This is a genomic window from Massilia niastensis DSM 21313, assembly GCF_000382345.1.
GTDB lineage: Bacteria > Pseudomonadota > Gammaproteobacteria > Burkholderiales > Burkholderiaceae_D > Telluria > Telluria niastensis.
Window position 1 is genome coordinate 38,830 of sequence record NZ_KB908076.1, and the last position, 13,229, is coordinate 52,058.

Here is a 13,229-nt window from a genome sequence, read left to right on the forward strand (position 1 = left end):
CGCGCAGCCAGCTGGCCGTGCCGGTCCAGGCCAGCACCCCCACCGACAGCGCCGCCGCGAACAGCAGCAGCTGCGCGGGCAGCCCGCCGATCCAGCCGTAATGGACGCCCGCCGCCAGCAGGTACAAGCGGTGGGCGGCCGTGTTCGACGCGTAGGGCACATGCCGGACCAGCGCCCCGGTGGCCGGGTCGAACATGGCGTAATCGATGGCGTTGGCATGCGCAGCCGTGCGGCCGACCATCTCGAAGCCCAGCGCCTCCGACGGCCCGGCGGGCAGGCGGATCTGGATCCTGCCGGCCTGCGGCGCCAGGCGCTCGGCCCGGGACAGGAGCTGGGCCAGTGTCGGCCGGCCGCTTGCCGCCGCCGGCGTGACCGGAAGGGGCGGCGCAGGCGGTCCCGCGGCGCCCCATGAGAAGGCCTGCAGCAAGCCGCTCAGGATGCTGGCCAGGAGGACCGGCGCGACGCAGAAACCGAGGGTGCGATGCCAGTGCATGCCGCCCCTGTAGCGCTGGCCGGGCCGCCACAGCGCCACGCCGGCCAGGACCAGCAAGAGGAAGGCCAGGCCGGCCGCCTGCATCATGCCTTCGCTGTTGCCGGTGAAGCCGAAGACATGCAGCCAGGAGACGGTCCCGACGGGGCCGGTGTAGAGCGCTTGCGCACCGAGTACCTGCGCGGTGCAGCGGTCGACATGGATCCACTGGCCATCGCTGAAGCGCACGCGCGCGCTGCGCGCCGGATCGCCTGACAGGCGGATGAAGCGCAGCGCTCCGGCATCCGGATGTGCTGCGCGCGCCGCCTCGACCAGGCGGTCCAGCGGCAGCGGCGCGTGGCAGGGCGGCGTCACCAGCAGCCGGGCGCTCACGACCGGCTCGAGCTGGGCCCGGAACAGCAGTGCGGCGCCGCTCAGCGCCACCAGCAGGAACAGCAGCCCGCCGGCCAGCCCTGTCCAGCGGTGCAGCTGCCGCAAAGGCCGCATCGGGGCGCGCATCATGCCGGTGTCGATCGATGGACGCCTGTTACGCGTCCACCCAGACCTGCTCCGGGCAGTTGTAGCCCATGAACGATCCGAGCGGATGGGAGCTGGCACCCTTGATCCGCTTGTTGATCCCCTCGAGAATGGTGATGAAGACCGGGATGCCGATGCCACAGTGCTGGTGCACCAGCACCTGCATGTCCGCGTACATCTGCTTGCGCCTGGCGTCGTCGGTCTCGGCCCTGGCCAGCACCAGCAACTGGTCGAAGCGTTCGTTCTTCCAGGCCGAGCCATTCCAGGGGGCGTCGGACTTGTAGAACTGGGTGAACACCATGTCGGCGCTGGGCCGCGGGTTGACGTTGCCGAAGCCCATGGGAGACTTCATCCAGTGGTTCGACCAGTAGCCGTCGGCCGAGACCCGCTTGACCTTCAGCTTCAGGCCCGCCTTGAAGGCCGATTGCTGCAGCAGCATCGCCATGTCGACCGATCCCGTCGCCGCCACCGAGCAGACTACCGGCAGCTCCAGGTCCAGCGCGCCGGCCCGCTTGAGGTGGAAGCGGGCGCGTTCCGGATCGTAGGGTCGCTGCGGCAGTCCGGCGAAGTAGAAACGGTTGTTCGGCGCGATCGGCTGGTCGTTGCCGAGAACGGCATAGCCGCGGAAGGCTGCGCGCTTGACCTGCTCGCGGTCGATCAGGTATTTCATGCCCAGGGTGAAATCGGGGTGGCGTCCGATTCCCAGGTCCTTGCGGATGACGAGATCGGTGTACAGGCTGGACTTGGCTTCCAGCAGGGCGGTGCGCGGGTCCTCGCGCAGGCGTCTGGCGCTGCGCGGGTTGACTTCGTTGATCCAGTCCACGTCGCCCGACAGCAGGGCGTTGACCCGCGCCGGCTCGTCGGGAATGCCGAACAGCGCAATCTCGTCCAGGTAAGGCAGTCCCGGCTTCCAGTAGCCGGGATTGCGCACGCCGACCGTGCGCACGCCCGGCGTGAACTCCCTGCACAGGAAGGCGCCGGTGCCGATGGCGGTGTCGAAGCGGGTGGTGCCATCCTTGACGATCACGAAATGCGGGGTTGCCAGGATCACCGGCAGGTCGGCGTTCGCTCCCTTGAGGACGATCTCGACGCTCAGCGGCCCGGTGGCCTTCACCGACTCGAATTGCTGGGCCACCGAGCTGGCCTTGGAACCCACTGACGGTATATTGTGGCGGTTCAGCGAGTAGGCCACGTCGGCCGCCGTCAGCGGCTTCCCGTCGTGGAACACGATGTCCTTGCGCAGGGTGACGGTCCAGGTGATCGCATCGTCGGTCGCGATCTCCTCGGCCAGCACCATCTGCGGCGCCAGGCTGGCGTCGAGCGTGGTCAGGCCGTTGTAGAACATGTGCACGCGCAGGTAGTCGGTCGACAGGGCGGCCTTGGCCGGGTCGAGCGTGTCGGCGTTCGAGCTGGACTGGGTTGCGATGGTCATCCGTCCGCCCCTGCGCGGCTGGGCCGCGGCGGCCGCGTACGCGGGATGGACGAGGATGCCGCCGGCGCTGGCTGCCATGCCCCCGGCAAGCAGGGCACGCAGGACGTCGCGGCGCGCGACGGCGCCAGGCAGGGAGGAGGAATCGGTCATCGCAATATATCCTGTGGCTGTGTGACGGGCGGCTCGGACATGGCCCGTTACACCAGCATTACACCATAGGGGAACCCGATGAATGTCGCGTTTCGGCCGCGGCCATACGCACATTGCGCGGTTTTGCGATGTCGAATCAGCATGGCTTGCTGACCCCGGGCGTCGTGATACAAAATGCTATTCGCCTCCGATCTTCGGCCGCAAAACGTTGTCGCCGGCCTCGAACAAAGCAGAATAATTCCTTGCTGCTCCGTACAATTTTCTGCAGCCCGTTCGTTGTCGCCGGCACCCGCCGGCAGCAGCGAACCACCCGAGATCAATCCGAATGCGAGGTGACCAGATGGACCAAACGAATATGTATAACCCGTCCGTGTGGACCGGCCCGAGCGCCCCGACCGGCAGCCTGGCCGGTCAGGCGCAGCAGGTGCGCTCCCGGATCGCCGTGATCGATGTCATGCGCGGCTTCATCATGCTGATCATGCTGTTCGATCACGTCCGCGAAACGCTCTACCTGCACATGCAGGTGACCGACCCGATGACCGTCGCGCAGACCGCGCCGGAGCTGTTCTTCACCCGCATGGCGGCGCATTTCTGCGCGCCGATGTTCGTGTTCCTGACCGGCCTGTCGGCCTGGCTGTACGCCCATCCCGCAGCCGGGCCGCGCAACGCCACCGGCTTCCTGGTCAAGCGCGGCCTGCTGCTGATCGTGCTGGAGCTGGTGGCGGTGAATTTCGCCTGGGCCGGGACCTTCCCCCAGCCGGTGATGTACCTGCAGGTGATCTGGGTCATCGGCCTGGCCATGATCGTGCTGGGCCTGGTGCATCGCCTGCCGCTGCCGCTGCTGGGCGCGGTGTCGCTGGCCATCATCTTCGGCCACAATGCGCTTGCAGGGCTCAGCTTCACCCCCGGAAGCTTCGCCCAGGGCGCCTACACCATCCTCCTGGAGCGCGGCTTCCTGGTCGCCGAAGGCGCGGTCAAGCTGAAGGTCACGTATCCGCTGCTGCCCTGGATCGGCGTGATCCTGCTGGGCTACGTCTGCGGTCCGCTGTACGCCGCCGCGATGGACCCGGCGCGCCGCAAGCGGCTGATGCTCACGATCGGCGGCGGCGCGCTCCTGCTGCTGCTGGTCCTGCGCGGCTTCAACATCTACGGCGAAAACGCACCGTGGGTGAGCGGCGCGACGGGCATCCAGACCGTCATGTCCTTCCTCAACTTCACCAAGTATCCTCCGTCGCTGGACTTCGTCCTGATGACCATCGGCGCCGGCCTGCTGTGCATGGTGCTGCTCGAGAAGCATGACAACTGGTTCACCCGCGCCTGCGCCACCTTCGGCGGCGCCCCCATGTTCTACTACCTGCTGCACCTGTACGTGCTGCTGGGGATGCAGCATGTCCTGGTGGCCCTGTTCGGCGCCAACCACGGCGAACGCTTCGGCGTCGATGCGCTCTGGCCGGTGTGGGTGGTGTCGCTGCTCCTGATGCCGGTCCTGTACGTCCCTTGCCGCGCCTTCGCCCGCTTCAAGCGGACCTCGAAGCAGGCCTGGGTGCGCTACTTCTGATGGATACGTGCCTGATGAACATCGGGCGCTCGCTGATGTGCTGCCTGCTGCTTGCCGGCCTGGCCGGCGGCGCAGCCGCGACCGAAGACACCGACACGCCCGGCAAAGGCGGGTGGGAGATCAACCTCGGCGTCAGCGCCGCCCGTACCGACAACGACGGCTGGGAATACGGCCTTCCGGCCGGTGACATCAACTATGGCGTCGGCGAGCGCGGCCAGTTCCTGCTGGGCGGCTCGCGCGTCAGCCTGCGCGAGCCGGGCAGCGCCAGGATCGCCGGCACCGGGGCCGCGGTGGCGGGCCTGAAGTGGCGCCTGGTCGACCACGAGCGCGCGGGCTTCTCGCTGGCGGTGTTCCCGCAATATGCGTGGACCCCGTCGAAGAGCGCAGAGCGGCGCGGCGTGGTCGAGTCGGAGCGCAGCGTCATCCTGCCCGTGATCGTCGGCCTGCACACGGAGAACACCGGCGCCTTCCTGGAGGTCGGGCGCAAACTCTCCCACAACGGCGGCGACAGCGAATGGGTAGGCGGCTTCAAGATCCTCAACCAGTGCACCCCGAATATCGAGTGCCGGATCGACCTGCATCACAGCCTGGTGTCGTCGGTCGGACGCCAGAGCACAGCGGAAGCGGGGTTCAAGCTGTCTCTCAACGACAGCTTCATCCTGGTAGCCGGTGTCGAGCGCGCCATCGGCCGCCACAACGGCAACGGCGGGTTGAGCATCAACCTCGGAATCCAGATCGTACGTTAAGGAGCGAGTATGAGTATCCGGTTCGAGCATGACCTGCTGGGCGAGCGCGCGGTCCCGCAGGCGGTCTACTATGGCGTCCACACGCTGCGGGCGCTGGAAAACTTCGCCATCAGCGCTTCCCGGCTGGCCGACTATCCGGACCTGGTGGTGGCGCTGGCGGACATCAAGCAGGCGGCGGCGCTGGCAAACTGCGAGCTCGGCATCCTGAGCGCCGCGAAATGCCGCGTGATCGTCCTCGCCTGCCAGGAGCTGCGCGAGGGCAGGCTGCACGAGCACTTCGTGGTCGACATGCTGCAGGGCGGCGCCGGCACCTCGACCAACATGAATGCGAACGAGGTCATCGCCAACCGCGCGCTCGAACTGATGGGCCAGGCGCGCGGCGCCTACGCGCTCCTGCATCCGAACGAGGACGTCAACCTCAGCCAGAGCACGAACGACGTCTATCCATGCGCGCTCAAGCTCGCGCTGCACGCCGCCGGCCTGCGCCTGCTGGACGCGCTCGACGCGCTGCGTTTCGCCGTCGACGCCAAGGCGGTGGAGTTCGCAGCGGTCCTGAAGATGGGACGCACCCAGCTGCAGGATGCGGTGCCGATGACCCTGGGACAGGAATTCGCCACCTATTCGGTGATGCTCGATGCCGACCGCACGGCCCTGCTGCGCGCGCTCGACCGCTTGTGCGAGATCAGCCTGGGGGCGACCGCGATCGGCACCGGCATCAATTCGCCGCCCGGCTACGCGCAGGCGGTGCGGCGTCACCTGGCGAACCTGACCGGGCTGCCGCTGCGCACCGCGCCCGACCTGGTCGCCGCGACGCAGGATACCGACGCCTTCGTCGAGCTGTCCGGGGTCCTGAAGGCCTGCGCCGTCAAGCTCGGCAAGGTATGCAATGACTTGCGGATGCTGTCGTCCGGCCCGAGGGCGGGCCTGGGGGAGATCAACCTGCCGCCGATGCAGGCCGGATCGAGCATCATGCCGGGCAAGGTCAATCCGGTGATTCCGGAAGTGGTGAACCAGGTGGCGTTCGAGGTGATCGGCAACGACCTGACGGTGACACTGGCGGCGCAGGCCGGCCAGCTCCAGCTCAACGCCTTCGAGCCGGTCATCGCCCACAGCCTGTTCAAGAGCCTGGCGCACCTGCGCGCGGCCTGCCATGTGCTGGAGACGCGCTGCATCAGCGGCATCACGGCCAACACCGACTTCCTCCACACGGCGGTGCGCGCTTCGATCGGGCTCGTTACCGCGCTCAATCCCTACATCGGCTACAGCCGGGCCAGCGCGATTGCGCGCGAAGCGCTGGTGTCGGGACGGGGAATCGCCGAACTGGTGCTGCAAAAGGGCTGGCTCAGCCAGTCGCAGCTCGACCAGATCCTGCAGCCGGAACTGCTGACCCAGCCGCGCGTGGATGGCGGAGTAGGGGTGCCGGCCGCAGCCGGTTAGTCGCCCCGCCCGGTCCTGCAAGTGAAAACGCCGTTCCCGCGCATGCGGGAACGGCGTTTTCCTTGATGGCGTCGGACCGGACCGCCGCGGCATTCAGGGTCAGATCTGACATTCGGACACCGATCAAGTACCTTTGCTCTATCTCAAAGTGCTGGTTTGTTTATCCCAAACTCGTCAATGCCCGACTCACATTTGTCACCGAAACCTGTGCATCACGGACCATGTCGGAAAGATGGAAAAAGTCTCAGCGTACGAAAAGCCTTTCTGAGATTTCGCAAGGCTTGTGCGTCCATGTCCGAATGACAGACCTGACCCTGAATGCCCAGGCCCGGCCCTCCTGTCTTATTGAACGACAGCCTCTTCGGGCTTCACCGGCATCTTCCCGGCATCCTTGCGATGCGCCAGCCTGTAGAGCAGGGGCAGCACCAGCAAGGTCAGCGCCGTCGACGACAGGATGCCGCCGATGACCACCGTCGCCAGCGGACGCTGCACTTCCGCGCCGGTGCCGGTCGCAATCGCCATCGGCACGAACCCGAGGGACGCCACCAGCGCCGTCATGAGCACCGGCCGCAGCCTGGTCAGCGCGCCGTGGGTGATCGCCTGGTCCAGCCCCATGCCTTCCTCGCGCAGGCTGCGGATATACGAGATCATCACCAGCCCGTTCAGCACCGCCACCCCGGACAGGGCGATGAAGCCCACCGCCGCCGAGATCGACATCGGGATCCCCCGCATGGCCAGGGCAATGACGCCGCCCGTCAGCGCGAACGGAATCCCCGTGAACACCAGCAAGCCATCCTTCACGTTGTTGAACATGACGAACAGCAGCGTGAAGACGATGAACAGGGCCAGCGGCACCACGATCTGCAGGCGCTGGGTGGCCGATTGCAGCTGCTGGAAGGTGCCGCCCCAGCTGGTCCAGTAGCCCGCCGGGACGGTGACCCGGCTCGCGATCGCGGCCTCGGCCTCGGAGACGAAGCTGCCGATATCGCGTCCACGCACGTTGGCGCTGACGACGATGCGCCGTTTGCCGTTTTCGCGGCTGATCTGGTTGGGCCCCGGGGTAAAATCGAGGCTGGCGACTTCGCCCAGGGGAATATAGGTCATCGCATTGGCCGCCCTGGCCGGCAGTGGCAGCGGCAGCTGGCGCAAGGCGTCGAGATCGCTGCGCATGGCTTCCGGCAGCCGCACCACGATGGCGAAACGCCGGTCGCCCTCGAACATGGTCCCGGCCTCGCGTCCGCCGGTGGCAATCGCCAGGGCTTCCTGGACGTCGCCGATGTTCAGGCCATACCGCGCAGTCCGTTCGCGATCGATGTTCACGGTCAGCATGGGCAGGCCGCCGGTCTGTTCCACCTTGACCTCCGAGGCGCCCGGCACCCGTTCGAGGACTTCCGCGACCTCCTTGCCGGTCGCCGCCAGCACGTCCATGTCGTCGCCGTAGACCTTCACGGCGACGTCGCTGCGCACCCCCGAGATCAGCTCGTTGAAGCGCAGCTGGATCGGCTGCGAGAGTTCGTAGGCGCTGCCGGCATGCCTTTCGGCCTCTTCCTGGATCGCCTCGATCAGTTCGGCCCGGGTCTTGCGTGGCGCCGGCCAGTCGGATTCGGGCCTGAGCATGATGTAGGCGTCCGAGATATTCGGCGGCATCGGATCCGATGCGATCTCGGCGGTACCGGTGCGGGCGAAGATGCGCTCGATCTCGGGGAACTTCGCCTTGAGTCCCGCCTCGAGCTGCTTCTGCATCTCGACCGACTGGCTCAGGCTGGTGCCGGGAATGCGCAGCGCCTGCATGGCCAGGTCGCCCTCGTTCAGGTTCGGAATGAATTCACTCCCCAGCCTCGATGCCAGCAGTCCGGACAGGAGCACCAGCACCACCACGCTGGTGATCACCAGGGCGCCGTTGCGCAAGACCTTCCCGAGGACCGGTGCGTAGGCGCTGCGGGCCATGAGCATGATGCGGTTTTCCTTTTCCGTGACGCGCTTGCCGATGAACAGGGCCACGGCGGCGGGAATGAAGGTGATCGAGAGGATCATGGCCCCGGCCAGCGCCGCGACCACGGCAAAGGCCATCGGATGGAACATCTTGCCCTCGACGCCGGAGAGCGCGAAGATCGGCAGGTACACCACCATGATGATGAGCTGGCCGAACAGGAGGGGGCGGCGCGCTTCCCTGGCGGCGGCGAAGACTTCGTGGAAGCGCTCACTCAGGGTGAGCTCGCGGCGGACCTGCTGCTGCGCATGCGCCAGGCGCCGCACACAGGCCTCGACGATGACCACGGCGCCGTCGATGATGATGCCGAAGTCGAGGGCGCCAAGGCTCATCAGGTTGGCGCTGACCCGGTACGTCACCATGCCGGTAAAGGTGAACAGCATCGCCAGCGGGATCACCATGGCGGTGATCAGGGCCGCGCGGAGATTGCCGAGGAAAAGGAACAGGATCACGATCACGAGGACGGCGCCCTCGAGCAGGTTCTTCTTGACCGTATCGATCGCCTTGTCGACCAGGACCGTCCGGTCATACACGGGAATGGCCTTGACGCCCTTCGGCAGCGAACGGTTCACCTCGACCATCCTGTTCGCGACCGCCTGGGAGACGCTGCGGCTGTTTTCGCCGATCAGCATGAACACCGTGCCCAGCACCACCTCGCGTCCGTTTTCCGTCGCGGCGCCGGTGCGCAGCTCGCGGCCCAGCTCGACCGAGGCCACGTCGCGCACGCGGATCGGGACGCCGCCCACGTTGCTGAGGATGGTGTTGCGGATGTCGTCCAGGGTGCGCACCTGGCCGGGGGCGCGGATCAGGAACTGCTCGCCGCGGCGCTCGATGTAGCCGGCGCCGACGTTGTTGTTGTTGCGCTCGATCGCGCTGACCACATCCGACAGCGACAGGCTGTAGGAGCTCAGCTTGGCCGGATCGGGAGCGATCAGGTATTCCTTGGCGAAGCCGCCGATCGAATTGATCTCGGTGACGCCCGGCACCTGGCGCAGCTGCGGCTTGATGATCCAGTCCTGGATCTCGCGCAGGTCGGCAGGCGTGTAGGGCGTGCCGTCGGGCTTCCTGGCGCCGGGCTCGCTCTCCACCGTCCACAGGTAGATTTCGCCCAGGCCGGTCGAAATCGGACCCATCACCGGCGCGATCCCGGCCGGCAGGCTTTCCCTGGCTTCCTGGATCCGCTGGTTGACCAGCTGGCGCGCGAAGTAGATGTCGGTGCCGTCCTTGAAGATGACGGTGAGCTGCGACAGGCCGTAGCGCGACAGCGACCGGGTTTCCTCGAGATGCGGCAGGCCCGCCATCACGGTCTCGAGGGGGAAGGTGACGCGCTGCTCGACTTCGAGCGGCGAGTAGCCGACCGCCGAGGTGTTGATCTGGACCTGGACGTTGGTAATGTCGGGCACGGCGTCGATGGGCAGCTTCTGGTAGCTGTAGATGCCCACGGCGGACATCGCGAGGATGGCCAGCATGACCAGCCAGCGGTGCCCGATGGCGAAGCGGATGATGCGTTCAAACATGCTTGACTCCTCGCTCAGTGTGCGTGCTCGACGCTGCCCTTGCCCTGTTCGGCCTTCACGACGAAACTGCCGGTCGTGACGTAGGCCGAATTGGCGGACAGGCCGTCGAGGATCTCGACCAGCTTGCCGTCGCTGGCGCCGGTCGTCACCGGCTGCGCCTGGAAGCCCTTCGCGGTCCTGGTGAACACGACGGTCTTGCCTTCGAGCGTGTGCACGGCTTCGAGGGGGACGGCGACGGCCGCTTCTTTCTGTCCGCGCACCAGGGACACGTTCACGAACAGGCCCGGGCGCCATGCCAGGCCCGGATTGTCGATCACGACGCGCGCGGTGGCGGTGCGGGTCTGCTCGCCGAGCAGGTTGCCGACGTAGCTGACCTTGCCGGTCACGGAAGCGCTGCCGGCCGACGACTTGATCGTGACCGGCTGGCCGACCCGGATCGATTCGATGTCCCTGGCGGTGACGACGATCTCGACCCACACGGTCGAGAGGTCCGAGATCAGGAAGACGTTGGCGTCCTCCTTCACGGCCTCGCCCTGGGACAGGTGCTTTTCCACGACGGCGCCGTCGAACGGCGCGCGCAGCACAAAGCGGTTGAGCGCGCCCGCCGATACCTCCGCGCCGAGCGCCGTCAGCTTGGCGCGCGCCGAGCGCGCCTCGATATGTGCTTCGCGGTATGCCTGCTGCGCCTGCAGGTAATCCTGCTCCGCGGTGATTTTTTGCTCCCACAGTTTTTTCTCGCGCTCGTAGGTCACGCGCGCCAGCTCGAGCCGGCGGTCGGCGCCGAGGGTGGCGCTGCGCAGTTCGGCGAGTTCCGCACTGGCGATCACGGCCAGGGGCTGGCCTTTCTTCACATCCTGGCCCAGCGCGGCGCCGACCGATTCGACCACGCCCGCGACCCGCGGCACGACGTGGGCGGTGCGGTCCTGGTTGAAGCGCACCTCGCCCGGCAGGACGATCTCGGTCTGGATGCTGGCCGGCGCGGCGACGGCGGTCGCGATGCCCGCCGCCTGGATCTGCTGCTGGCTCATGGCGATGACGCCGGCCTCGCCGGCGTGGTCGTCTTCCCCGGCGTGGGCCTTGTCCGCGCCTTCCCCTTCGTGTTCCGCGTGCTCGGCGTGTCCGCCATGCCCGTCGTGCTCCTGCGCGTGCGCGCCGTCTCCCTTCCAGAACAGGATGGCGAGGGCGAGAACGATGCCGATCCCGATGACCCCGAGGATGGAGATGGCTGATTTCCTGTCGATGTCGAGCTTCATGGCGTGATCCTGTCGGGTGTAGTGGTGTCGGCGCTTGCCTGGACGAAGCGGTCGAGGTCGGTCATGGAGCGATAGCGCTCATGCAGGACCTGGATGTACTGGGCGCGGCTTTGCAGCAGGGTGCGCTGGGCGTCGAGGACGTCCAGGAAACCGAATTTGCCGGCCTCGAATCCGGTCACGGCGGCGTCGAACACCTGCTGCGCGGCGGGGAGGATTTCCTCGCGCATGCTGCGCACCTGTTCGCGGGCCAGCTGGGCGCGCCGGTAGGCGGCGGACAGGGCCTGCTCGAGCCGCACGCGCTCGGCATCCATCCCGGCGCGCGCCTTGTCGGCACGGCTGAGGGCAGTGTGCAGATTGCCCTGGTTGCGGTTGAACAGCGGAAGCGGAAGCGATACGCCTACCACGGTTTGCGAGCGCCCGATCTCGTCTTCCTTCTTGCGGCCGACGACCAGCGTCAGGTCCGGCATGCGCAGGCTGCGCTCGACCCCGACCTGGGCGTCCTCGCGTGCTGCCAGCAGCCGCGCACGGCGCAGCTGCGGCGAATCGCCCAGCTGGGCGCGCAGGGCGTCCAGGGAAGGCAGGGGCGGGAGCTCGACTGCGGGTTCGGCCAAGGTCCGGGCCGCGGGCCGGGTCTCGCCCCAGTACGCCGCCAGCGCATCGAGCGCGATGGCCAGTTCGCCATGCGCCTGCGCCAGCTCGAGGCGGGAGGTGGATTCCGCCACCGTGGCGCGCGACTGCTCGAGCGGCGAGACGCGGCCTGCCGCTACCCGCTTTTCGGCGGCCACCCTGGCCTTGGCGGCGATATCGAGCGAAGTCCGGGCCAGGCGCACGCGCTCCTGCGCGCTCAAGGCGTCGAAGTAAGCCGCGCTCACGTCGGCGCGCAGTTCGGTGCGGGCGACATCGAGGGCGCCGGCGGCGAGCTGGCTGTCGCGCTCCGCAAGCGCCATGCGCGCACGCCGCTTGCCGCCCAGCTCGAACACCTGGCTGAGCTCGACGGTCCGGGTCCGGGCGCCGCGTTCGGTGCCTTCCTTGAGGAAGGAGACTTCGGGATTGGGAATCAATCCGGCCTGGCGCCGGGCGCCGCCGGCGATCGCCACATCGAGGGCGCTGGCGCGCAGGCCGGGATTGGCTTCCAGGGCCAGCGTGACCGCCCGGTCGAGCGTCAGCGCCGGGGCGGCGGCCGGATTGGCGTCCTGCGCCGCAGCCGGGAACGCCCATGCCGACAGCACGAGCGCCCCGACGATGAATCGTTTGGAATGCATGAATAAACTCCGAAAATGATCGACGAAGGGTATTCAGCAGCGAGCCGTATCAGGACCGTCGCGATGACGGCCCTGGTGTTCAGGAATGGGAATGCAATACGCACCGCCGCCGAATCAGACGGCGGCAATCCATTGAGGCCGCTCGGGCGGGGCCGGGTAGGAAGAGGAGAAGCGGAACGATGCCGGGAATGGCGCGAAGCGCGCCGATTCCAGGACCGCGAGCGCGCCCGGAAGACCCTCGAAGGACAGCGAGGTATGGGCGCACGACGAACAATGCGAATGCAGGGAGTCCGCCTTGGCCTTGGACGGCGGATCGTTGGCAGCGAAGGCTTCCTGGTCGGAGCCTTCCAGCGCCGAATGGTGCCCGAGATGCTGGGCGGCGCGCCCGGTTTCGTGTTCACAATACTCGGCCACCGTGCTCCAGCTAAGCTGGAGCATCAGGATTGTCAGCACGAGATAGACGAAACGGCGGGCCATGGAAGGAACTATAGCATTGCTCAGCGGCGTTCGGTGACGACCCAGAACTTGCTGGCCGGTTCCACGATATCGAACACGCCCTTGAAGCCGGGCGGGATGACGCCGGTGTCCCCCGGACCATAGGCCAGGGTGGCGCTGCCGTCCTCGTTCGAGATCTCCACCTTCCCGGTCAGGATGTGGAAGAACTCGTGCTTGTCCTCGTCGAGCGCGATGCGGTAGGAGCCGGCTTCGGCGCTCCAGGTGCCGGAACGCACGCCATGCACCTCGTTCGCAAAGTATTCCTGGCTGGTGCGCAGCGGATTGCCGCGGATGCGGCGGTCTTCGTCCGGATGCTGGTGGCGGACTTCCGGGGTGATGTCGGCAAAGCGGATCATGGTCATGGTGTTCTCACGGTGAGGGAA

9 protein-coding genes and 1 pseudogene are annotated in these 13,229 nt (G+C 67.2%); 3 read left to right on the forward strand and 7 right to left on the reverse strand.

Features of this window, described 5'->3' with window-relative positions:
* Nucleotides 1–13: 13 nt before the first annotated feature.
* Both H162_RS35110 and H162_RS0100195 read right to left on the reverse strand, forming a co-directional pair.
* Nucleotides 14–991: pseudogene (locus H162_RS35110) on the reverse strand (PepSY-associated TM helix domain-containing protein); the annotation flags it as partial.
* Between the two features lie 25 nt (nt 992–1,016).
* Nucleotides 1,017–2,588, reverse strand: coding sequence for an ABC transporter substrate-binding protein (locus H162_RS0100195; RefSeq protein WP_020651418.1), 1,572 nt, complete (start codon nt 2,586–2,588; stop codon nt 1,017–1,019).
* Nucleotides 2,589–2,928: 340 nt separating this feature from the next.
* Here H162_RS0100195 and H162_RS0100200 point away from each other — a divergent pair, with 340 nt between their 5' ends.
* From H162_RS0100200 to H162_RS29780, 3 genes are read left to right on the forward strand one after another with little or no spacing between them, the layout of a single operon-like run.
* Complete coding sequence (locus H162_RS0100200) at nt 2,929–4,146, forward strand: acetyltransferase domain-containing protein (protein ID WP_020651419.1); 1,218 nt, start codon at nt 2,929–2,931, stop codon at nt 4,144–4,146.
* Between the two features lie 14 nt (nt 4,147–4,160).
* Nucleotides 4,161–4,892, forward strand: coding sequence for a hypothetical protein (locus H162_RS0100205; RefSeq protein ID WP_020651420.1), 732 nt, complete (start codon nt 4,161–4,163; stop codon nt 4,890–4,892).
* 9 nt (nt 4,893–4,901) lie between these two features.
* Entirely contained in the window at nt 4,902–6,329 is a 1,428-nt protein-coding gene (locus H162_RS29780) for an aspartate ammonia-lyase (protein ID WP_020651421.1), read from the forward strand.
* Between the two features lie 342 nt (nt 6,330–6,671).
* Here H162_RS29780 and H162_RS0100215 read toward each other — a convergent pair whose 3' ends face one another.
* The 5 genes from H162_RS0100215 to H162_RS0100235 form a co-directional block, all read right to left on the reverse strand.
* The gene (locus H162_RS0100215; protein WP_020651422.1) at nt 6,672–9,836 is read right to left on the reverse strand and encodes a CusA/CzcA family heavy metal efflux RND transporter; all 3,165 of its coding nucleotides are present in this window, start codon (nt 9,834–9,836) and stop codon (nt 6,672–6,674) included.
* Nucleotides 9,837–9,850: 14 nt separating this feature from the next.
* Nucleotides 9,851–11,089 (reverse strand): efflux RND transporter periplasmic adaptor subunit, encoded by a 1,239-nt coding sequence (locus H162_RS0100220; protein ID WP_020651423.1) that lies wholly within the window; start codon nt 11,087–11,089, stop codon nt 9,851–9,853.
* On the reverse strand, nt 11,086–12,351 hold the full coding sequence (locus H162_RS0100225) for a TolC family protein (RefSeq protein ID WP_020651424.1): 1,266 nt from the start codon (nt 12,349–12,351) through the stop codon (nt 11,086–11,088). The genes H162_RS0100220 and H162_RS0100225 overlap by 4 nt, the downstream gene beginning before the upstream one ends.
* Nucleotides 12,352–12,465: 114 nt before the next feature.
* Nucleotides 12,466–12,789 carry a hypothetical protein gene (locus H162_RS29785; protein ID WP_156885406.1) on the reverse strand — a complete coding sequence of 108 codons (324 nt, stop codon included), beginning with the start codon at nt 12,787–12,789 and terminating at the stop codon, nt 12,466–12,468.
* 59 nt (nt 12,790–12,848) lie between these two features.
* Nucleotides 12,849–13,208 carry a cupin domain-containing protein gene (locus tag H162_RS0100235; protein ID WP_020651426.1) on the reverse strand — a complete coding sequence of 120 codons (360 nt, stop codon included), beginning with the start codon at nt 13,206–13,208 and terminating at the stop codon, nt 12,849–12,851.
* Nucleotides 13,209–13,229: the final 21 nt, after the last annotated feature.

Bases quoted from the DNA above. Each gene is read 5' to 3' on its own strand.
- H162_RS0100195 (WP_020651418.1), bottom strand. From the start codon at position 2,588: ATGACCGATTCCTCCTCCCTGCCTGGCGCCGTCGCGCGCCGCGACGTC.
- H162_RS0100200 (WP_020651419.1), top strand. From the start codon at position 2,929: ATGGACCAAACGAATATGTATAACCCGTCCGTGTGGACCGGCCCGAGC.
- H162_RS0100205 (WP_020651420.1), top strand. From the start codon at position 4,161: ATGAACATCGGGCGCTCGCTGATGTGCTGCCTGCTGCTTGCCGGCCTG.
- H162_RS29780 (WP_020651421.1), top strand. From the start codon at position 4,902: ATGAGTATCCGGTTCGAGCATGACCTGCTGGGCGAGCGCGCGGTCCCG.
- H162_RS0100215 (WP_020651422.1), bottom strand. From the start codon at position 9,836: ATGTTTGAACGCATCATCCGCTTCGCCATCGGGCACCGCTGGCTGGTC.
- H162_RS0100220 (WP_020651423.1), bottom strand. From the start codon at position 11,089: ATGAAGCTCGACATCGACAGGAAATCAGCCATCTCCATCCTCGGGGTC.
- H162_RS0100225 (WP_020651424.1), bottom strand. From the start codon at position 12,351: ATGCATTCCAAACGATTCATCGTCGGGGCGCTCGTGCTGTCGGCATGG.
- H162_RS29785 (WP_156885406.1), bottom strand. From the start codon at position 12,789: ATGCTCCAGCTTAGCTGGAGCACGGTGGCCGAGTATTGTGAACACGAA.
- H162_RS0100235 (WP_020651426.1), bottom strand. From the start codon at position 13,208: ATGACCATGATCCGCTTTGCCGACATCACCCCGGAAGTCCGCCACCAG.